Annotated in this window: 15 protein-coding genes and 3 tRNA genes; 12 read left to right on the forward strand and 6 right to left on the reverse strand. The window is 51.5% G+C overall.

Translation table 11 applies throughout. The features are described from left to right. Positions 1 to 99: 99 nt before the first annotated feature. The 3 genes from J3B89_RS10025 to J3B89_RS10035 all read right to left on the reverse strand — a co-directional run bounded on the left by J3B89_RS10025 (position 100) and on the right by J3B89_RS10035 (position 374). Positions 100 to 176 (reverse strand) — tRNA-Asn (locus tag J3B89_RS10025). Between the two features lie 22 nt (positions 177 to 198). Then, positions 199 to 275: transfer RNA gene (locus J3B89_RS10030), tRNA-Asn, on the reverse strand. 22 nt (positions 276 to 297) lie between these two features. Beyond that, positions 298 to 374: transfer RNA gene (locus J3B89_RS10035), tRNA-Asn, on the reverse strand. A gap of 537 nt (positions 375 to 911) precedes the next feature. Between J3B89_RS10035 and J3B89_RS10040 the strand changes: the two genes are divergently transcribed. From J3B89_RS10040 to J3B89_RS10075, 8 genes are all read left to right on the forward strand, one after another. Continuing rightward, a complete protein-coding gene (locus J3B89_RS10040) occupies positions 912 to 2,273 on the forward strand; it encodes an MATE family efflux transporter (protein WP_215397390.1) in 1,362 nt (453 codons plus the stop codon). Next, positions 2,270 to 4,267, forward strand: coding sequence for an excinuclease ABC subunit UvrB (gene uvrB / locus J3B89_RS10045; RefSeq protein ID WP_215397391.1), 1,998 nt, complete (start codon positions 2,270 to 2,272; stop codon positions 4,265 to 4,267). The genes J3B89_RS10040 and uvrB overlap by 4 nt, the downstream gene beginning before the upstream one ends. A 157-nt stretch (positions 4,268 to 4,424) precedes the next feature. After that, a complete protein-coding gene (locus J3B89_RS10050) occupies positions 4,425 to 5,210 on the forward strand; it encodes a putative porin (protein WP_215397392.1) in 786 nt (261 codons plus the stop codon). 170 nt (positions 5,211 to 5,380) lie between these two features. Further along, a complete protein-coding gene (locus J3B89_RS10055; protein WP_215397393.1) occupies positions 5,381 to 6,472 on the forward strand; it encodes an efflux RND transporter periplasmic adaptor subunit in 1,092 nt (363 codons plus the stop codon). Between the two features lie 2 nt (positions 6,473 to 6,474). Further along, complete coding sequence (locus tag J3B89_RS10060) at positions 6,475 to 9,531, forward strand: efflux RND transporter permease subunit (RefSeq protein ID WP_215397395.1); 3,057 nt, start codon at positions 6,475 to 6,477, stop codon at positions 9,529 to 9,531. Between the two features lies 1 nt (position 9,532). Beyond that, positions 9,533 to 11,323, forward strand: a complete 1,791-nt coding sequence (locus J3B89_RS10065; protein ID WP_215397396.1) for a M14 family metallopeptidase — start codon at positions 9,533 to 9,535, stop codon at positions 11,321 to 11,323. Positions 11,324 to 11,354: 31 nt separating this feature from the next. Beyond that, positions 11,355 to 13,277 carry a methyl-accepting chemotaxis protein gene (locus tag J3B89_RS10070; RefSeq protein WP_215397397.1) on the forward strand — a complete coding sequence of 641 codons (1,923 nt, stop codon included), beginning with the start codon at positions 11,355 to 11,357 and terminating at the stop codon, positions 13,275 to 13,277. Between the two features lie 144 nt (positions 13,278 to 13,421). Continuing rightward, complete coding sequence (locus J3B89_RS10075; protein ID WP_215397398.1) at positions 13,422 to 13,856, forward strand: HemJ family protein; 435 nt, start codon at positions 13,422 to 13,424, stop codon at positions 13,854 to 13,856. A 17-nt stretch (positions 13,857 to 13,873) separates the two neighbouring features. Here the strand turns inward: J3B89_RS10075 and J3B89_RS10080 are convergent, their stop codons facing one another. Further along, the gene (locus J3B89_RS10080; RefSeq protein WP_251372330.1) at positions 13,874 to 14,353 is read right to left on the reverse strand and encodes a DUF2231 domain-containing protein; all 480 of its coding nucleotides are present in this window, start codon (positions 14,351 to 14,353) and stop codon (positions 13,874 to 13,876) included. Between the two features lie 120 nt (positions 14,354 to 14,473). Between J3B89_RS10080 and coxB the strand changes: the two genes are divergently transcribed. The 4 genes from coxB to J3B89_RS10100 are packed head-to-tail and all read left to right on the forward strand — an operon-like array spanning position 14,474 to position 18,774. Beyond that, a complete protein-coding gene (gene coxB, locus J3B89_RS10085) occupies positions 14,474 to 15,082 on the forward strand; it encodes a cytochrome c oxidase subunit II (protein WP_285895606.1) in 609 nt (202 codons plus the stop codon). Next, positions 15,075 to 17,597: a cytochrome c oxidase subunit I gene (gene ctaD / locus J3B89_RS10090; protein ID WP_215397399.1), complete on the forward strand. Its 2,523-nt coding sequence runs from the start codon at positions 15,075 to 15,077 to the stop codon at positions 17,595 to 17,597. Before coxB ends, ctaD begins: the two co-directional genes overlap by 8 nt. Beyond that, a complete protein-coding gene (locus J3B89_RS10095) occupies positions 17,594 to 17,956 on the forward strand; it encodes a hypothetical protein (RefSeq protein ID WP_215397401.1) in 363 nt (120 codons plus the stop codon). The genes ctaD and J3B89_RS10095 overlap by 4 nt, the downstream gene beginning before the upstream one ends. After that, positions 17,947 to 18,774 carry a cytochrome c oxidase assembly protein gene (locus J3B89_RS10100; RefSeq protein ID WP_215397403.1) on the forward strand — a complete coding sequence of 276 codons (828 nt, stop codon included), beginning with the start codon at positions 17,947 to 17,949 and terminating at the stop codon, positions 18,772 to 18,774. Before J3B89_RS10095 ends, J3B89_RS10100 begins: the two co-directional genes overlap by 10 nt. Before the next feature lie 2 nt (positions 18,775 to 18,776). Here J3B89_RS10100 and J3B89_RS10105 read toward each other — a convergent pair whose 3' ends face one another. Continuing rightward, the gene (locus J3B89_RS10105) at positions 18,777 to 19,658 is read right to left on the reverse strand and encodes a transglutaminase family protein (RefSeq protein WP_215397404.1); all 882 of its coding nucleotides are present in this window, start codon (positions 19,656 to 19,658) and stop codon (positions 18,777 to 18,779) included. After that, positions 19,658 to 22,138 (reverse strand): circularly permuted type 2 ATP-grasp protein, encoded by a 2,481-nt coding sequence (locus J3B89_RS10110; protein WP_215397405.1) that lies wholly within the window; start codon positions 22,136 to 22,138, stop codon positions 19,658 to 19,660. Before J3B89_RS10110 ends, J3B89_RS10105 begins: the two co-directional genes overlap by 1 nt. Positions 22,139 to 22,145 lie beyond the last annotated feature (7 nt).

Raw genomic sequence — 22,145 nt, forward strand, 5'->3', positions numbered from 1 at the left:
ATATAGGTATAGGCAGGTGCAATAGAAAGCCAATTAAATCAAAAAAATAGTGGGAAATAAACAAATAGCGGCAGACGCAGGGAAAACAACAGTTGAATTTGGCTCCCCAGACTGGACTCGAACCAGTGACCTACGGATTAACAGTCCGCCGCTCTAACCAACTGAGCTACTAGGGAATAGAAGAATACACGCTGAATTTGGCTCCCCAGACTGGACTCGAACCAGTGACCTACGGATTAACAGTCCGCCGCTCTAACCAACTGAGCTACTAGGGAATAGAAGAATACACGCTGAATTTGGCTCCCCAGACTGGACTCGAACCAGTGACCTACGGATTAACAGTCCGCCGCTCTAACCAACTGAGCTACTAGGGAACAGCATTCAACGGGGCGCAATACTAATGCCAGCTATACCCTCTGTCAACACTTTGCCACAGGGATTTTCGCCAACTTGTCTCACTTGCATAATGTTTAAACAAAGCGCTGCTTTTAACTGCAATAACGGCGTAATACTTTAGTGGTTAAGTGAGGGGAGGCCGGTTACTGCTACGCCAGTGTTGTCGGGCGCTGGCCACACTTACCCACAGAAGCTGTGGATAAGTCTGTGAGTTGTACGCGGGTTTCGTCGGCGAAGGCTTGAATCTGTTGAGATGCAAGCAGGTCAAGCAAGTTGCGATGAATTTTTTAGTTCAATAAAAACAATGGTATAGCTATTGTTGCGGTAAATTAATGATCTGCGGCTAAATAAATAACTGGCACGAAATAAGCACGGCGGAATTGTGAACTATTTTGCTGTTTAGCAGATAATTTCAGCAAAATAAGCCTGCGTAAGCAGCAAAATCAGGGAAATTAGCATGGCTGTAGCGGCGGCTTTTCTCTACAATAGCACCACGCCGGTTAAAAGCAGTAATTATGACTACCTCTTCCCGTGTTAAACCTTCATTAATCCATGATGATATTAAGACAACGCTGGTATCGATGACATTGCCCATGTTGGTGGGGATGATCACCTTAATGACGTTCAGCCTGGTCGATACCTTTTTTATCAGTATGCTTGGCACTGAACAACTGGCAGCGATCAGTTTTACTTTTCCTATCTCGTTTGCCCTTATAAGCCTGGTAATTGGCCTTAGTATCGGTACTTCTGCGGTGATTGCCAAGGCGCTGGGTGCCGGGCGTTTAACCGAGGCCCGCACTGATGGTCAGGTGGCTTTGTGGTTATCCGCTATTTTGGTGGCGCTGTTGGCAATACCGGGCTATTTGTTTACCGACACCTTATTTGGCCTGCTAGGCGCCGGTGACAGCATTTTGCTGTATATCCGCCAGTATATGGATATCTGGTTTGCCGGTGCCGTGCTGCTGGCGTTGCCTATGGTGGGTAATGCGGTGTTACGTGCTGCCGGTGACACCAAAACACCCAGCATTATTATGGCATGCTCCGGGCTGGTAAATGCGGTGCTCGACCCGGTGCTGATTTTTGGCCTGGGGCCAATACCGGCGCTGGGTATGCAGGGCGCAGCAATAGCAACTTTGGTTTCCTGGGTGTTTGGCTCGGTGCTGATTATTTATTTGCTGGTTAAACGCGATCTGATCAGCACCAGTTGGCTTAGTGTCACAGTGTTAAATCAGGTATGCCGTAAAATTTTGCGTATCGGTTTACCGGCCGCCGGTGCCAATATGTTAACGCCGCTGGCGATGGCCGTGCTAACGGCAATACTGGCTAATTATGGTGCCTCGGCCGTGGCAGCTTTTGGTGTTGGTGCCCGGATTGAAAGCATAGCCTGTCTAGTGGTACTGGCGCTGTCGATGACATTGCCGCCTTTTGTCAGCCAGAATTATGGTGCCGGTTTGTTGAGCCGGGTGCAGCAGGCCTACCGGTTATGCGGCCGTTTTGTGCTGTTATGGCAGTTCGGTATTTACCTGCTGCTGGCCGTGCTGGCGGTGCCACTGGCCAGATTGTTCAGCAGTGAGCCGGAAGTGGTAAGTATTATCTGCCAGTTTATCTGGATAGTGCCGCTGGCATACGGCCTGCAGGGCATTACCATTTTAACCAATTCGTCTTTTAATGCCCTGCATCAGCCGGGCAGTGCGCTGTTGTTAAGTTTGATACGGTTATTTGTGTTTTATGTGCCACTGGCCTGGCTTGGCGGCAAACTCTATGGCGTTACCGGCTTGTTTATTGGCTGCGTAGTTGCAAATATATGTACTGCCGCACTGGCCTGGTGTTGGTTTAACCGGGCAATACAGCGTTCACAGCAGGAGATCACAACATGACACGTGCCTTTGAGCTGGTATCACAATACCAACCCGCCGGCGATCAGCCAGAAGCGATTAATAAACTGGTAGAGGGTTTGGAAGCCGGTCTGGCTCACCAGACGTTGCTCGGTGTTACCGGCTCAGGTAAAACCTTTACCATGGCTAATGTTATTGCGCGGGTAGATCGGCCGACATTGATCATGGCGCACAATAAAACGCTGGCGGCGCAGCTTTATGGTGAGATGAAAGAGTTCTTCCCGAATAATGCGGTGGAGTACTTTGTGTCGTACTACGACTACTACCAGCCCGAAGCCTATGTGCCTTCTACCGATACTTTTATTGAAAAAGATGCTTCGATCAATGAGCACATTGAGCAAATGCGCTTGTCGGCAACCAAAGCACTGATGGAGCGGCGCGATGTTGTGATTATTGCTTCCGTCTCTGCTATTTACGGCCTTGGCGATCCTGAATCCTATATGAAAATGCTGTTGCATTTAAAAGTAGGCGACATTGTTGATCAGCGTTTTATCTTACGCCGCCTGGCCGAGCTGCAGTACAGCCGTAATGACATTGAGTTTCAGCGCGCTACGTACCGGGTGCGGGGTGATGTGATTGATATTTTTCCGGCCGAGTCAGACGATATTGCCGTCAGGGTAGAACTGTTTGACGAAGAAATAGAGCGCATCAGTATTTTTGACCCGTTAACCGGCTCGGTAGAAAAAGTGGTTACCCGCTATACCGTTTACCCGAAAACGCACTACGTTACACCGCGGGAAAAAATACTGGCTGCAGTAGATGAAATTAAAGTTGAGCTAAAACAGCGGCGCGATGAGCTGTTGGCCAATAACAAGCTGGTAGAAGAGCAGCGTTTAAGCCAGCGAACCCTATTTGATATCGAAATGATGGTAGAGCTGGGTTACTGCTCGGGTATTGAAAACTACTCGCGCTATTTATCCGGCCGCGCCAACGGCGAGCCACCGCCAACGTTGCTGGATTATTTTCCGGCCGACGGCCTGATGTTTATCGATGAGTCGCACGTTACGGTGTCGCAAATTGGCGCTATGTATAAAGGTGACCGCTCACGCAAAGAAAACCTGGTTAACTATGGCTTTCGTTTACCGTCGGCGCTGGACAACCGGCCGCTGAAATTTGATGAATTTGAAGCCATAGCACCGCAGCGTATTTATGTGTCGGCAACACCGGCCGCGTATGAGCTGGAGCAATCTGCCGGTGAAGTGGTCGAGCAGGTAGTAAGGCCCACCGGCCTGGTGGATCCGCTGATTGAGATCCGCCCGGTGGCAACGCAGGTGGATGATTTACTGTCAGAAGCTTTTATCCGCGCTGAGCGTAAAGAGCGGGTGCTGGTGACCACACTAACAAAAAAAATGGCTGAGGATTTAACCGATTATCTGAATGAGCATGGCGTTAAAGTACGTTACCTGCATTCGGATATTGATACTGTAGAGCGCATGGAGATTATCCGGGATTTACGCCTGGGCGTATTCGATGTGCTGGTGGGCATCAACCTGTTGCGTGAAGGGCTGGATATTCCGGAAGTGTCGCTGGTGGCGATACTGGATGCCGATAAAGAAGGCTTTTTGCGCTCAGATCGCTCGCTTATTCAAACTATTGGCCGGGCGGCGCGTAACCTTGAGGGCCGGGCCATTCTGTATGCTGATCGTATTACCGGCTCTATGCAGCGGGCGATAAATGAAACCGAGCGCCGCCGTGCCAAACAGCAGCAATTTAACCTTGAGCATGGTATTTCACCTACTGCTATTAAAAAGAAAATTGCCGATGTCATGGACTTAGGCCAGGATGCCAGCCCGGTGCTGCCGATGGTGGCAGAAAAAGTGCGCCTGGTTAAAGGTAAAACCCCTTATCAGGTAGAGGCAGAAATTAAGCAACTTGAGCAAAAAATGTTGCAGCATGCCCGTGATCTTGAATTTGAGCAGGCCGCCCAGCTACGCGACAAAGTGCATTTGTTAAAACAAGCGCTGCTGGAAATTTAATCACGCTGCTGCTGATTTGTACAATTGCAATATTCTGTTGCAAAACATCGGCCTTAAAGCCGCTGAGGTTCATTGATTGTTCAGTGATAACTGCATAGTATGCGCGCGGGTTGGTGCTTTGTACCTGCCCCCGTGCATTCAATCAGGAAGGACAATTATGAAACGTACATTATTAGCTTCTTTTATCGCCGCTTTCTCTGTTTCTGCGATGGCAAACACATATCAGCACCAGTCTGATGCCGGTTTTGGCTGGGGTGATGTCGGCAACGGCGAAATACAAAACTGGTCGGTACGGCATGAATTTTATTTAACGCCGGTAAGCTACGGCACTGTACCTTATGCCGAGGCGGCATTTATCAGCCGTAATGCCAGCGTGCATGCGGGCTACAGCTACAGCAATGTGGATTTCCCCGGCGAGCCTGACTACAGCATCAGCGGCTGGCAAGTGGGTGGTGTGTATCAGGATATGGCGCATAACTTCTATGCAGCCGTTAATGTTAATGAATTTAACGGCTCTGATGATCGCATAATTGAAGCCAGCCTGGGTTATTTTGTCAGTGGCGACTGGCTGGTAAAACTGGATGCACGCCAAAGCCGGCCGGACGGTGAGGGCAGCTATACCGAATATGGCGTTAGCACGAAAAAGTTACTGGCATTGGAAAACGGTAATTTTATTAATATCGAAGCCCGCTACATGGATCAGAAAAACCAGGACGAATCTGAATTTGGTGTTGCTGCCGATTACTATTTTGGCCGCAATATCTCGTTAGGTCTGGCTTATAACTGGTTGTCAGATGACGTAGTCAATGCCGATAAAGACAGCGTCACGGTGCGTGGCAGTTGGTATTTACAGCCTAATCTGGCTTTGCATGCTGCAGTAACGTTTGATGATTTTCTGACCAATGATGATGTATACATGCTGGGTGCCAGCTACCGTTTCTGATTAATATCAGCCTGGCTGAAGCTAACCCGCCCCAGTGGCGGGTTTTTTCATGCTGCAAGCGCAAAATATGCTGTGAGCAGGCTGATTTTTATGTTAAATACAGCGCTCTGCCCAGACTTAGCTACGCTTTAACAGCACCTTTATCTTATTACTGTTTCAGGATGATACCTATGCTGCACTTACGGCCGCTTGTTTTTCTGTCAATATCCACTGTATTTTTGCTTGGCGCTTGTTCAAAAGCTGAACCTGAATCAACCCCGCAACTGGCAAGGCCGGTAAAGTTGCATCAGGTAACGGCTGATGCCAGCGGCGCCGTGAGGCAGTTCCCGGCGGTTGTCGCACCAACAGAACGTGCCAGTTTAACCTTTCGTGTCAGTGGTAAACTGGTGCAACTGGTAGCCCGGCCGGGCCAGGCTGTTGAGAAAGGCCAGTTACTGGCCAGGCTGGATGATACCGATTTTAAACTAAAACTGGATCAGGCCCGTGCCCGTTTTGAGCTATCGCAAACCCAGTTTACCCGCTCTGAGCAGCTAATAAGCCAGAAGCTGGTGTCTCAGGCGGTATTTGATGAAGCCAAAGCCCAGCTACAGGTAGCGCAGGCCGATTTATCCACGGCAGAAACTGCCCTCAGTTACACCCGGCTGGAAGCACCTTTTGCCGGTAATATTTCCCGCTTACTGGTTGAAAACCACGAGAATGTTGCGGCGCAGCAAGCCATTATGGAATTGCAGGTGCGCGATCAGGTAGATGTGGTGATCCAGGTGCCGGAAGATGTGATATCCAACGTGCGTAAAGATTTTGACTACCAGCCCGAAGTGGTATTCGACTCACACCCGCTGTACCGCTACCGCGCCCGTATCCGTGAATGGGACACCCAGGCAGATCCTGCCACCAACAGTTTTAAGGTGGTATTTAGCATGCCTACGCCAACGGATTTTAATGTGTTGTCAGGTATGACAGCGAATGTTATTGCCGAAGTCAGTAAAATCAGCAATGTGTATATTGATGCCTTGTTTATTCCGGCAACTGCTATTTTTATGCCTGGCAGCGAGCCGTTAGCTTCACAGCAAAGCTATGTCTGGGTTTATAACAACGACAGCGGCACGGTTAGCAAACGTGCGGTTACTGTTAGCAGCTTAACCAGTGCCGGTGCGGCAATAACATCTGGCCTGACAGCGGGCGAGCAGGTGGTGATCGCCGGGGTGCAGCAGTTAACAGAAGGCCAGCAGGTCAGGCCCTGGGTGCGTGAGCGGGGGCTGTAAGTATGGATCTGGCGCGCTATTTTATTCAGTACCGCACATCATCCTGGCTGTTTGCCGCTATTTTATTGTTTGGCGGTATAGTGTCATATCTGGGATTAGGACGGCTGGAAGACCCGCAGTTTACCCTGAAGCAGGCATTAATTATTACCCAGTATCCCGGTGCTTCACCGCTGCAGGTCGAAGAGGAAGTAACTTACCCGCTGGAAAATGCCATTCAGCAATTACCCTATGTCAATCATGTTACGTCAGTTTCTACCGCTGGTTTGTCGCAGTTGATGGTTGAAATGAAAGACACCTACCGCGCCAAAGAATTAAAGCAAATCTGGGATGAGCTGCGCCACAAAGTTAATGATTTGCAGCCGCAATTACCGCCTGGTGTGCAAACACCACAGGTAAAAGATGATTTTGGTGATGTGTACGGCATTTTATATGCCATTACCGGTGATGGTTACGGCGATGATGAACTGCGCGACTACGTTGACTTTTTGCGCCGGGAGTTAGTACTGGTACCCAGCGTAGGCAAAGTCGCGGTAGGCGGTGTACAGCAGGAGCAGGTTATTGTTGAAATTTCCCGCCCGCGCTTGACGGCACTGGGGATAGCACCGCAAAGCTTATCGGCCTTGCTGCAAAGCCAGAATATGGTAGCTAATGCCGGTTCAATTAAAGTTGGGCCGGATCGGCTGCGTATTTATCCTACCGGTGAGTTTCAGTCGGTGGCAGAGCTGGAAAACCTGATTATCAGCAGCCCGGATTCAAAGGAGCTGATTTACTTAGGTGATGTTGCCCGGGTGTACCGTGAAAATGCCGAAGTACCCAGCCAGTTGATCCGCTTTGCTGGCCAGAATGCACTAACACTGGGGGTGTCGTTTTCGGGCGGGGTTAACGTAGTGGATGCCGGGCAGCAAATTCAGCAACGCCTGGCAGAACTGGAATACAACAGGCCGGTAGGCATAGAGCTGCATACCATTTATAACCAGCCAGACGAAGTGGCCGGTTCGGTCAGCAGTTTTATTATTAATCTGGCAGAAGCGGTAGCCATTGTTATTGTGGTATTGCTGATTTTTATGGGGCTGCGCAGCGGCATTTTAATTGGCCTGATTTTGCTGCTTACGGTACTTGGTACCTTTATTTTTATGCGCCAGATGAATATTGAGCTGCAGCGTGTTTCGCTGGGTGCGCTGGTTATTGCGCTGGGTATGTTGGTTGATAACGCCATTGTAATTACCGAAGGCATTTTAATTGGTATGCAGCGGCGGTTAAAACTGGCTGATGCGGCCAGTTTAATTGTAAAACAAACACAATGGCCGCTGTTGGGCGCCACTGTTATTGCCATTGCCGCTTTTGCGCCTATAGGCTTGTCCAGCGATGCTACCGGTGAATTTGCCGGCAGCTTATTTTGGGTGTTACTGGTGTCGCTGTTATTAAGCTGGGTAACGGCAATTACGTTGACGCCATTTTTTGCCAGTATGCTGTTTAAAGACAAACTGCAACAAAGCAGCGAGCCAACAGAGCTGTATCAGGGATTTATTTTTACGCTGTACCGTAAGGTATTACATCTGGCTTTACGTTACCGGCTGGTAACCTACGTACTGACACTCAGCTTACTGGTGGCTGCTGTTATTGGTTTTGGTAAGGTAAAACAGGTGTTTTTCCCGCCATCAAATACGCCCATCTTTTTGGTAGATTTATGGCAACCCGAAGGCACTGACATTCGCCATTCTGCCGAAGATGCCGTGGCGCTGATGAATTATATCAGCAGCCTTGAGGGTGTCAGCCATGTTACCAGCACCAGTGGCCGCGGTGCCGATCGTTTTATGCTGACCTATCAGCCGGAAAAGAGCTTTGCCGCATACAGCCAGCTTATTGTCAGAGCTGAAGAGCGCGATCAGTTGCCGGACCTGATGCAGCAAACCCGCGATTATATTACCGTGCAGTTACCCCGGCTGCAGTACAAGTTACTGCGGCTTGAAGTGGGGCCTTCAACACCGGCGAAAATTGAAGCCCGTTTTAGCGGTGCCGACCCGGACGTACTGCGCCAGCTGGCAGCGCAGGCGCAAAGCATTTTGCTGGCTGATGGCCGGGCTGTTAGCGTACGTGACAACTGGCGTGAGCGCACCAAAGTGATCCGGCCGCGCTTTAATGAAGCAATGGCGCGCCGTGCCGGGATCAGCAAACAGGATATTGATGATGTGTTACTAAGCAGCATGTCGGGCCGTACTGTGGGTATTTATCGCGATGGCACCCATTTGCTGCCGATAGTGGCCCGCTCGCCGCTGGCTGAGCGGGATAACCTCGATGCTCTGTATGACTTACAGGTTTACAGCAATAAGCTGCAGCGTTATGTGCCGATAACCCAGGTTGTTACCGGTTTTGAGCTGGTATGGGAAGAAGCGCAGATCCAGCGTCGTGACCGTAAACGCACGGTAACGGTAATGGCCGATCATGACAATTTATCTGATGATACCGCTTCAGCATTGCTGGCACGGGTAAAAGCCGACATTGAAGCAATTGAGCTGCCAACCGGTTATTTTCTTAGCTGGGGTGGTGAGTATGAAGCCCAGCAAAAAGCGCAAAAGGCACTGTTTAGCTCATTGCCGCTGGGTTATCTGATGATGTTTGTTATTACCGTACTGCTGTTTAATTCATTACGCAGTGCGCTGGTGATCTGGGCTTGTGTGCCACTGGCGATTATCGGTGTCAGTTTCGGCCTGTTATTACTGGGCGCGCCTTTTGGTTTTATTGCCCTGCTGGGCTTTTTAAGCTTATCCGGCATGTTGATCAAAAACTGTATTGTGCTGGTAGAGCAGATAAAGCTGGAGCTGGAAGAAGGTAAAGCAGCGTTTAATGCGGTATTTGACAGTGCCGTAAGCCGGGTGCGGCCGGTGTCTATGGCGGCGATTACTACTATTCTGGGCATGTTACCGCTGTTGGGCGATGATTTCTTTGCCAGTCTGGCAGTAGTGATTATGTTTGGACTGGGTTTTGCTACCATACTAACATTGCTGTTTTTACCTGTGCTGTACTGCAGCGTATTTAGAATAAAAACAATACAGGAATAATATGAACAGGTTTTTAGCCGTAGTACTAGCCGGCAGCGTAGCACTGCCATTTCAGTTACCGGCCGCTGATTGGTTGCCGCCACTACCTGCCTGGAGTGGCGCAAGCGAGAGTTTAATAAAAGCCAGGAATGCCCCCTGGGTTACCCCGGCCGAACTGACAGAATTGACTGACAGCCCTGATTACAGCGCCACCCTGGCTTACCTGCGTAAGCTGGTTGACAGCTCAGAGTTGCTGGAGCTGGAGCAATTTGGCCGTAGTGCACAGGGCCGGCCTTTGTATCTGGTTAAAGCCAGTAAAGCATTGCATAAAGTTGCGCAAAACCCGGACCGGCCTTTGCTGTTGGTGCAGGCCGGTATTCACAGCGGTGAGATTGATGGCAAAGATGCCGGCTTAATGTTACTGCGCGATATTACCCAAGGCGATAAAGCCCATTTACTGGCCAGTGCCGACTTGTTATTTATTCCGGTATTGTCTGCGGACGGCCATGAACGGCGCTCGTTATATAACCGCATGAACCAGCGCGGCCCGTTACAACAAGGCTGGCGTGCTACCGCACAAAACCTGAATTTAAACCGCGATTACGCCAAAGCTGATGCGCCGGAAATGCAGGCGTTGCTGGGGGTAATAAACCGCTACCAGCCCGATTTATATATTGATATTCATGTTACAGACGGCGAAGACTACCAGTACGACATTACCTATGGTTTTAACGAGCCTTTTGCTGCCTTAAGCCCCAATGGAGCCAGTTGGTTAGCGCGGGTATATCGCCCGGCCGTAAACGCCGCACTGGAGCAAGCCGGGCATATTCCCGGCCCGCTGGTGTTTGGCATTGACAGTAAAGACTTCAGCAAAGGGATAAGTGGCTGGACCGCCAGCCCGCGCTATTCTAACGGTTATGGCGATGCGCGCCATTTACCGACAGTACTGGTAGAAAACCACAGCTTAAAACCTTACCGCCAGCGGGTGTTGGGCACCTACATATTGCTGGAGCAAAGCCTGAAACTGCTAAATGAACAGGGTAAAGCCCTTATTCTGGCCCGTCAGGCCGATTTACAGGCCCGGCCGCGGCGCATGGCGCTAAGCTATACTGCCAGCGAGCAGCCGGACTATATCGATTTTAAAGGTATCAGTTATCAGCTAAAGCAATCGGCTATCAGCGGTGATAGCTATGTTGCCTGGACAGGACAGCCAACACTGTATGAAAAACTACCGGTGTACTGGGATAAGGTCGCAGAAAACGAAATTATCATACCCAAAGCCTATTGGTTGCCACCTGAGCAGCATACGGTGATAGAGCGGTTAAAACTGCATGGTATTGAATTAACGGTGCTGGAAAAGGCTGAAAAAGTCACCCTGCAGCAGCTCAGTGTTACCGCACACCAATTTGCGGCAAAGCCGTTTGAGGGCCGCTTTATGTTGCAGGACGTCAGCTTTAGCCGCAGCAGTGTCAGCCGCAATCTGGGCGCAGGTTGGGTAAAAGTGAACACCGACCAACAGTTAGGCCGCCTGGCGGTCGCTTTATTGGAACCTGGTGCACCGGATTCATTCTTTAGCTGGGGCTTTTTTCCCGGTATGTTTGAGCGTACCGAGTATTTTGAACCCTATGCCATAGAGCCATTGATAGAGCGGATGCTGGCCCAGCAACCCGAATTGCAGCAACAGTTTGAGCAGGCACTGGCTAAAGATGAAGCGCTGCGCAATAACCCGCGCGAACGCTATAACTGGTTTTACCGGCAAATGCCGTTTTACGATAATCAGTACCTGAAATATCCGGTGCTGATACAACCCTGATAACACACTAATACACTAAAAGGGCTAAGTTATGACATTACAAAAAACCTTTATTGTCTGGTTAACCTGCCTGGTTGTTGTCATAGCTGCTATTGTCATTGCCCTTATCTCCGGGCGTGAAGCCAGTAGGTTAACACAGCAACTTGAGCGCGAGCGCCAGCAACTGGGTGGCGAGATAGTGGCACTGCTAACCCTGACCGATAACCTGATGCAGGCGCAGGTAAAAAGCAGTATGCGTTTGCTTAATCAGCGCATTGCCGAAAGTGGAGCTGTAAGTGTTGGCCCGCCGGTAGAGGTGGCAGGGCGCAGCGTAAATGATCTGCTATTTAATGGCACCGGTCAGGCAAACCGCTTTGAACTGGTCGATGCCGTTACCGGTGTTATGGGCGGTACCGCCACCTTATTCAGCCGTGACAACAACGACTTTGTGCGTATTTCTACCAACGTAATTACCAACAATAACAGAGCCATCGGCACAGTACTGGACCCTAACGGCCTGGCTATTGCTGCCATCCGCCGTGGTACGGCGTTTTATGGCGTAGTGGATATTCTGGGTAACCCTTTTGTTACCGGGTACGAACCCATAACAGACGGCAGCAATAATGTTATTGGTATCAGTTATGTGGGTTACCGGGCTGATTTAGAAGCGTTAAACCGCATAGTAATGCAAAGCCGCTTGTTAACGCAGGGCTTTGTGGCTATTGAAGATCGCAGCGGCAAAGTGCGGGTAAATTCCGACAACATTGCCGCTGATGCCGTACAGCAAATTCTGGCCGGGCAAAACGATGGCTGGCAGCAACAAACGCTGGAATTTAGCCCATGGGGCTACAAAGTACATCTGGTGTATTCCGAAACTGAAAGAAATGGCCTGGTATGGCAAACATTGCGCTCGCTGATTGCTTTGGTGGCGGTATTTGGCATTTTGCTGATTGCGATGGTGTTTTTCCTGACCCGCAGTGTGGTTATTCAACCACTGAATAAAGTAAATGCGTCTTTGGCCAATATTGTTGAAGGCGAGGGCGACTTAACCGCCCGGCTTAACTTTGACCGTAAAGATGAAATAGGCACTATGGCCAGCGGCTTTGATGCGTTGCTGGACAGGGTGCGGCGCACTATTGTTGATGTGCAGCAGGTATCGGGCGGGCTGAAACAGTCTGCTGTGACCATGGAACAGGCAGCTAAACAGGCATTGTACAAAATTACCCAGCAAACCCATGACACCACAGCTATTGCCAATGCGATAGAAGAAATGACTACCACCTCACATGCCGTTGCAACAGGCGCACTGGATGCAGAAACTGCGGCGCAGGAAGTGGCTGCACTGGCAGAGCAGGTGATGACAGTTATTGAAAATACGGTAACCAACTCGCAGCAGCAAATGCATGCAGTGGCAGAATCTGAACAGGCGATAAACTCGCTGACCAAAGCCAGCCAGGACATTGCCAAAGTGCTGGAAGTGATTAACAGTATCGCTGAGCAAACTAACCTGCTGGCACTTAATGCTGCTATTGAAGCGGCCAGAGCCGGAGAACAGGGTCGTGGTTTTAGCGTGGTAGCTGACGAAGTCAGATCGCTGGCGGGCAGAACGCAGGCCTCTACCGGTGAAATAAAACAGATGATTTCCGGCCTGGAAAGCGGTGTTGCCTCTGTTGCGCAAATTAACAGCCGCTATAAGCTGACCGTAGCTGATAACGTTAAATTTGCCGAAGGTGCGCGTAGTGCGTTGCATGCCGTGCAATCGGCGGTGGATCAGATAAAAAGCCAGAATGCCGGTATCGCCAGCGCCGCTGAACAGCAAAGCACAGTAGCAGAAAATATTAACCAGAAAACCCGGCAAATTCGGCAGTTGGCACAAGACAGCGCGCAGCAGTCTGAAATAGCGCAGCAAACCAGCACGGCATTAATGCAGCAATGTGAAACACTGGTGGCTATTTTGTCTGATTACCGGGTATAAATTTTACGCAGACTGACAAAGTCTGCTAATAAGCGGCAGATTTGAAATAATCTGCTAGGGTTAACTTTGTTGCTTAAAAAACTACTTAGTTAACAATTCGCTTATGATTTTTTTTGTTAAACCTGATGCTGTTGGTACCTGCTGATGGTTTGGTTGTTGTTTATGCATATTTGCGCCCTGGTGATCTGGGCTGCTGCATTACTGATCTTACCGTTGCTGATCCACCATTCACAAACGCAATTGGCTGAAGCTGCCGGTACTGGCGATACGATAGACCGTTTATGGTTTACCCGTCTGGCCAGCCCGGTAGCGCTGCTGGCTATAGTGTCAGGAACAACTATTTTTACCGTTAGCCGTAATATTGACAGCTGGTTGCTGGTAAAGCTTACGCTGGTTAGTGCTCTGGTGGTTTGCCATGTGCTGGCGGGCTTACTTATTTTATACCGCAAGCGGGATCATACTGCGGCCATAGGCGTAAAATGCACAAGCCTGTTTGCCGCTATTTTGCTGTTGTTGCTGGGTATTATTATTGTAGTGCTGGTTAAGCCCGGCCAGGGGAGCCTGTTATGGTTTCTCTGACATATCAAGGCGCAGGATCAGGGCTTAGCATCTTGTTGCAACATGTCGTCGATATTGACGCCAACGGCGTATTCATACACCAGTCTGCCACCGAGATAACCGGTTACGGTGATCAGCAAACCACAGAGTACCGACAAATACAGCCCCTGTGGCAGAATAACACTGGCCGGGTCCGGCAGGCGCAACAGCCAGTTCAGCGTGGCCAGCGACAGCAGCATTACTGCCAGGATGGCATGACACCAGGCGGTGATCAGCCGTCTGATTTGGCTTACCAGCAGCAAATCCATCAACCCTGCCAAACCGGCTATCCAGCCACCGATTGCACCAACGCCGGCCAACCACAGGCTGGCCCTGGCCCAGAACATATCACTGCTATACAAAAAGGCCAGATCTGTGGCAATCAACCCGATCAGGGCGGCCACCGGGAAGTGAATAAGACCAGGGTGCAAAGGGTGGCCAAAAATCATAATCTGGCTGGTGATAGGCTGCATCGACATAATACATCTCGGCTGACGTTAAAGACTAATAAACAAAAGTGCTATCGACCCAGTTTAGCAGCTGTCTGCTCAACGGGCCTGCTGTTAAACCTCAGTGGCTGCTCTGGCCCGTTTTCCAGCCTGGACCCTAAAGGCCCGGCAGCCGCCGAAGTGGCGCTGTTATGGTGGGGTATGTTTGGTGTGGCCACGCTGATCTTGCTGCTGGTAGCGCTACTGTGGTTTTACGCGATAAAACGCCGGGGTGATAACAGCCAGTCGGCCCGGCCAAATGCCTGGTTGTGCTGGGGCGGGCTGGCCTTGCCGCTGCTGAGCATTATGGTACTGCTGCTTGCTGGCATTCCGGTTGGCCAGCGTATGTTACCGCTGGCTGACGACAACGCACTAAAAATCGAAGTAACCGGCTATCAGTGGTACTGGCAGGTGCATTATCCCGGCTACGCTATCGAACTGACTGACGAGCTGCATATTCCGGTTAATACCCCGGTGTACCTGCAGCTAAGCAGCGCCGATGTGATCCACTCCTTTTGGGTGCCAAGGCTGGGAGTAAAGCTGGATATGCTGCCGGGGCGTACTAATGTGCTGCGGCTTGAAGCCTCTGAGGCGGGTACTTACCGCGGCCAGTGCGCTGAATATTGTGGGCTGGGCCATGCGCATATGCAGTTTAGCGTTATAGCACATGAGCAAGCGGCATTTGCCACCTGGTTAAAGGAGCATAGCGCTGATGACTGATGCGAACAAAGCTATACGGTCAGCGGCTGATGTTAATAAACTGACGCAGATCTGGGCTAATTTGCCTGGCTGGGGCAGCCTGGCGGCAGTAAACCACAGCACCATTGGCCTGCGCTTTATGGTGACCGGCATGGTGTTTTTTCTGATCGGCGGTGTACTGGCAATGTTGCTCCGCACACAGTTAGCCTTACCGGAACAAAGTATTATCAGTGCCGGTGTTTATGGCCAGCTGTTTAGCATGCATGGCAGCGTAATGATGTTCTTATTTGCTATACCGGTACTGGAAGGCCTGGCCATATATCTGATCCCGAAAATGACCGGCAGCCGGGACCTGCTGTTTCCGCGGATCAGCGCTCTGGGCTATTACTGTTACCTGTTTGGCGGCATTATTATTATGTTTAGCCTGCTGTTGGGTATTGCGCCGGCGTCCGGTTGGTTTATGTATACGCCGCTTAGCAGCAGCGAATTTTCACCGGGGCCGGGCTCAGATTTCTGGTTGTTGGGTATTACTTTTGTCGAAATTTCTGCCATGGCGGCCGGTATTGAACTGACAGTATCTATTTTGTGCAGCCGGGCCAAAGGCATGACACTAAACCGGATGCCGCTGTTTTGCTGGTATATTCTGGTCATGGCGTTGATGATTGTATTTGGTTTTCCGCCGCTTATTCTTGCCAGTATTTTGCTGGAGCTGGAACGGGCTGCCGGTATGCCGTTTTTTACCGTGGCTGCGGGCGGCGATCCATTGTTATGGCAGCACTTGTTCTGGCTGTTTGGCCACCCTGAGGTATATATCATTTTTCTGCCAGCGGCCGGTATTGTCTCTACCCTGATCCCGGTGTTCAGTGGCAGGCCAATTGTCGGTTATCGTTGGGTGGTCATTGGCATCATTCTGACCGGCTTTATCAGTTTTGGCCTTTGGGTACACCATATGTTTACGGTGGGTATTCCGCAGCTGGCGCAGGCCTTTTTTTCCGTTGCCAGTATGCTGGTAGCGGTGCCTACAGCCATTCAGGTATTTGCCTGGCTGGCAACGCTGTGGTACGGCAAGGTGGTGTTCCGGCTGCCGATGTTATGGATCTGTGGTTTTCTGCTGATTTTTGTCTGCGGTGGCCTGACAGGTGTAATGCTGGCGCTGGTGCCATTTAACTGGCAGGTACACGACACCCATTTTGTTGTGGCACATATGCATTATGTGCTGGTGGGAGGTATGTTTTTCCCGCTTATTGCCGGTTTGTATTACTGGTTACCCTTAGTATCTGGCCGGATGCCGTCTGAGAAGATTGGCCGCTGGGGCTTTTGGCTGACATTCAGCGGTTTTAACCTGACATTTTTGCTGATGCATCTGACCGGTTTGCTGGGGATGCCGCGGCGGGTTTATACCTATGAAGCCGGGCTGGGCTGGGACTGGCTTAATCTGCTGTCGTCTGTTGGCAGCTTTATTATGGCAATTGGTGTAGCCATGGTGCTGCTGGATTTACTGCTGCATTTTTGGTTTGGCAAGCGCGCCAGTGCTAACCCCTGGCATGCCGATACGCTGGAATGGGCACTGGATATGCCACCGGCGCAGTATAACTTTGCCTCATTGCCGGTAGTAAACAGCCGCCAGCCATTGTGGCACGACCCGGCGTTGCCGCAACGTATTGCAGCCGGGGAAGGCGGTATGACCGATACCAGCAGCGGCCGTCGCGAAAACTGGGGCACGTCGGCGGTAAGTGCCTGCGTAGAGCAAACACTGCATTTGCCCGGTAACTCGTGGTGGCCGTTGTACAGTGCGTTGGCACTGGCGGTTGTTTGTATCAGTTTGTTATGCCGCTGGTATCCACTGGCATTGCTTGCCGCCCTCGTTGCGCTGGTATTGTTGCTGTGCTGGAGCTGGCACAACGGTGCTAACCTTCCCCCGTTGGCATCGCCTGCTGACAGCAAACCCGCTTTGCCATTGACGGATCAGAGCACAGACGGCCCCGGCCGCTGGGGTATGGTGGTGACATTACTGGCAAATGGCGCCTTATTTATGGCATTGCTGTTTGGCTGGTTTTACCTGTGGACAGCAGCGCCGCAGTGGTCAGCACCAGCAGAGGGGCCACTGCCGGTAACACTGTTGTTGCTGTGCGGTGCTCTGGCAACTGTTGCATTATGGCAGTTTAACCGGCTGAGCAGGCAACTGGCGAACGGCGGGGACACCCGGTTGCAGCAGCAGTTATGGCTGTGTGTTATAACCGGCAGCGCGCATTTTATACTGTTGCTGAGCTTGTTTATCATGGCGCCCCTGGCCTATACCAGCAGTGCACATGATGCGGTGATCATGGTTATTCTATTGTATTTACTTGGCCATGCCGGTCTGGCAGTGCTACTCACCTTGTTACAGGCACTCAGGGTAGCGCGGGGTTATGTCAGTAAGCACAGGCCGTATGAGCCGCAGGTAATTAAGCCGCTGTGGTTTTATTATCTGGCTGTTTACTGGCTGAGTATTGTCTCGTTTTTTATTTTACCGCTTGGCTGGGGGCAGGTGTTATGACCTGGTGGCGCTGGTGGAAACCGGGCCACCCGGCCCAGCTGGTACTGGGGTTTAGTATCTGGAGTATCTGGTTTATTGCTATGTACGCGGGGCTATCTGTGGTGTGTCAGTTTGTTGCACCTGCGCCGCAAGATGGCGCTGCCAACTGGCTGAATTATACGCTTTGGGGGTTAACATCAGCTGTTATAACACTGTTACTGCTACTGGCCTGGCGCGGCTGGCGCTATTGTCACAGTGTGCCGCACGGCAGCCGTACACTACGCTTTATCGGCTATGTCAGTACCGTTTTGTATGTAATGGCTGCGTTGGCGACACTGTTTGGCGGCTTACCTGTGCTGGTATTAGCGCCATGTATTTAAAGCTGTGCTTATATTGCCGCCGTTGGGTATGGCTGTTAGCGGGCTGCAGCCTGAGCCTGCCGTTACAGGCGCACAGCGTGCTGCAACATGACGGTGAATCATTTTGGGCCGCGCTGATTGCGATACTGTTACTGGCAGTATTCTGGCTGTTGTATCTGCTTGGTAGTGTAAAGCGCCAGCCAGCATTGTGGCAGGCATTGCTGTTTCATTCTGGCTGTATTTTGTGTGCTGTTGCAGTAACGGGCCCGTTGGACGACTGGGCTGAAATCAGCGCCAGCGCCCATATGGTGCAGCATATGCTGTTTATGGTGGTAATAGCACCGCTGTGGGCACTAAGCCAGCCGTTAGCTCAGTTTGCAGCTATTACCGGCCGTTGGGGCCGGGTGGCCTGGCAGCCTTTGCTGAAACTCAGCCATTACCCGCTTAGCCTGGCTTATTTGCATGCTGCTGTTGTCTGGTTTTGGCATACACCGCACTTTTATGTGCTGGCGCTGGAGCATCCGTGGTGGCATCTGGTTGAGCATATTTGTTTTATGTTTACTGCTGCGATGTTGTGGTGGGCAGTGCTGCAGTGCAGCGAGCGTAACCGTTCCTGGGCACTGCTGGCGCTGTTATTTACGCTGATGCATACCGGTTTTCTCGGTGCAATTCTGACCTTTGCCGACAGCTTATTGTATTATCCGACACATGAGCTCAGTGATCAGCAACTGGCCGGTTTGCTGATGTGGGTGCCCGGCGCAATGCCTTATATTCTGGCTGCGGCCTGGCTGGGTTATCGCTGGTTGCGCAGTGTGGCGGCCAATAATGATGCTGGCTGAGCTTATTCAGCCAACGGCACCACATCTACTGCTACGCTAAGCTGATGCTCGCCATTGCCGTGCAGTAAGCCTTTTAGCGGTACTACATCGGCGTAATCGCGGCCCCAGGCCAATGTCAGGTGCTGCTCGTCGGCCAGAATATTATTGGTTGGATCAAAGTCTATCCAGCCCAGCGTGGGCTCAAACACGGCAAACCAGGCATGTGAGGCATCGGCACCAACCAAACGCGGTTGCCCCTCGGGAGGGCGGGTTTGCAGATAACCACTGACGTAACGTGCCGGTATACCCAGGCAGCGCAGGCAGCTGATCGCCAGTTGGGCAAAATCCTGACAGACACCTCTTTTATGTGCCAGTACCTCAGATAAGGGCGTCACTACCGTGCTGAATTCCGGATCGTACTGAAACTCGTTAAATATCAGCTGGTTCAGGGCCTGTGCCAGTTGCAGTATATTCTGGCCGGGTTGCACTAATGGCATGATTAACGCTTCAGCGGCGGGCAGCAGCGGGATCATCCGGCTGGCATGCTGACACAACAAGGCCTCCAGGGTTATTGCATCGGTATGCTGGCGTAAGTGGGCAAAGAGCCCGTTGCTGTCGGTGGCATCGCGTATTTTTAAAATATTATGCCGCGGCATAACCTGCAGTGTGCTGCGGGAGGTTACGCTGAGTTGTTTATGTGGGGGCTGTACATGAATAAAGTGTTGGGTATTGCCAAAGCTGTCGCTGCGTTGTTGTATCAACGATGGTGCCGGGGTTACGCTTACACTGCTGTGCTCTACCTGTTGGTACGGCAGCTGGCGGGGGGTTAACCAGGCCAGGTTGTAGCTGTTGGCCACTGGCTGGGCGTAACGGTATTCGGTTTGGTGGATCAGCTGATATCTCATTAAAAACTCTGCCACTGGCTGCTTAAATCAGCATGATTAAAGTAAGACAAGGTTACACTATCTGACAGCTGGCGCAGCGTTTGCTGCAGTTGGTGCAACTGTAAACTCAGGCCGGGCAGGGCATGCTGCTGTGCGTCAAACAGCTGTTGCAGGTCAATTTGTTGTAGTAGTGTCACCAGTTCCATTGCCAGGCGCTGTTCACGGCTCAGGCTCAGGTTGCTGTCATTATGCAGTGCCGGCAGTTTTTCAGTCTGGCGCAGTAAACGGGCACACTGATAGCTGACAGAACGCGGTGTGCTGTCGTCCAGTAGCAGCAAGTCCATAATGGCTAACGGGTGTAACTCTGTATGGTAACGCCGCCGGTAGGTCATTAATGTATCGGCCAGGCGCAGCAGGGCTTCCATCAGTGCATCACTTGGCGGGATATTGGCAAACACCGCCTGCAGCAGGCTACAGCTTTGCTGGGCCCGCTCTAAATGTTGCCCGAGATCCATAAAACGCAGTGTTTGGGTACGGCTCATGGTTTCGTTGTTCAGGCCGTAAATAGCGGTTTGCAGCAAAACTATTTCATCCAGCGTGCGCAACAAGGCTGCCGGTTGTTGCCATTGTGGCTGTGCCGGCCACTGGTAGATAGCGTTTTGCAGTTTATCCAGTACGTACCAGGTATCTTCACCAAAGTATTCACGAACCGACTGGGCGTTGTACAGCAGGTTTTTCAGTATAGCTACCACACCGGTAGGGTTAGCGGCACTGAACAGTTTATCCAGTGCCGGTTGCAGGCCCGGTAAAGCGTATCCGGCGCCGTCATCCGTGCTGCTGTTGGCGTGTAAGCAAAAACTCAGCAGACAGCGCGCATCCTGCTGGGTGCTATCGCCGGCATTATCGTTATTTAGCAGTGTCAGTGCGGCCCGCAGGGCACGGCAAATCAGGTTAAGCCGCTCATTATAACGGCCCAGCCAGAACAAATGGTCGGCCACCCGGCTGGGTAATAAACCGGATTGACGCGACAACGTAACCTGGTGTTTAGCACTTTGCAGCAAGCTGACAGCATGGGCTTTATTGGCCAGCACCCAAACGTCTTTGGCAGTAAAACCGGCGCTGAAACCGGCTCTGTCAGCGTGTTGCAGCTTATGGCTGTCGGTACTTACCCGGCCAAGTGCGCCAGGCATAACAGCGACTTCAGCCTGGCCGGCGTCGCGATCAGTCAGCAGGCTAAAAATACGCAGTACACCTAAGCGCGGTTGTAATTCGCCGTTTTTATCGCAACAGGGTAGCTGGCTTAGCGGTAACAACTGGCGGGCAATATAGGCGGCGGGTTGCTGGGCTACCTGCTGCCATAAGGTAGCCTGTTCAGCCGCTGTCAGCCCGGCCAGTTGCCATTGTTGTGCGCTTAGCAGGTGCTGCAGGCAATAGTTGTGGCTGCTGCTTTGTACCTGGGCCAACTGGCTGGTGTTACCGCACCACAGTGCCGGTACGGTTGGTAGCAATAAGGGTTGCTGTAGCAAAAATTCACAGCACTGCGGTAAAAACGGCAGTAGCGCGCCGGAGTCGAGCAGGGCAGTACCGGGCGGGTTAACACATAATAACTGCTTTTGCCGGATGCTTTGCAATAAGCCTGCGCTGCCACTGCTGCCGGGCTCTAATTCCAGCGGATCACAACTGCTGTCCGGTAAGTAGCGCAGCAGGCTTTGCAGTGGCTGCAGGCCGCTGAGGGTTTTTAGCCACAGCCTGCCGTCTTTAAACATCAGATCTGCGCCCTGCACCAGCGCAATATCAAGGTAGTTGGCTAAAAAGGCGTGCTCAAAATAAGCTGCGTCACGTTTGTTGTGGGTGAGCAAGCCGGCCAGTTTATGCTCGCTGCCATTCTCGTGGCCGTGTTGCAGCACCTGTTGCAACTGGCGGAAAAACCCAGCCAGCTGGCTTTTTTTAACCTCTGAGTTGAGCTCAGTTGTGGTGTTATTAAATGCCAGCCGGTGCTCCAGCACATAGCCTAAACCGGCAGGTAGCTGGGTGTTGTCGCTGTAGGCACAGAACTGGCCGTTGCTGTTACGGCCAATATCGGTGGCCAGCATTGGCAGCCAGGCTGCCGTGTTTACTAAAGTGCTGCAGGGTAGCAGGTAGTCTTTATTTAAATAAATCACATCGGGCGGAATGATCTGTTGTTGCAACAACTGCTGCGGGCCGTATAAATCGTGCAGAATGGCATTTAACAACTGATGGCGCTGGGCAATACCAGCTTCAAGTTGCTGCCACTGGGTTTCACTAATCAGCCAGGGCATTAAATCCAGCTGGCGTTGTTGCTGGTGCCAGGGATCAAAGGTTGCGCCGTTTTCCCGCAACTGGTGCTGTAATTCGTTATACAGCTGTTGCAGGCGTTGTGCCGGTTGGCGCTGCCACCAAAACAGTAACTGGCGCCATTGCGGCAAGTCGTGCCAGTGTTGTTGCTCGTGGATTGGCTGTGGCATAACGCTCACTGACATACTGCTC

This window comes from Rheinheimera oceanensis, from assembly GCF_018831085.1.
Lineage (GTDB): Bacteria > Pseudomonadota > Gammaproteobacteria > Enterobacterales > Alteromonadaceae > Alishewanella > Alishewanella oceanensis.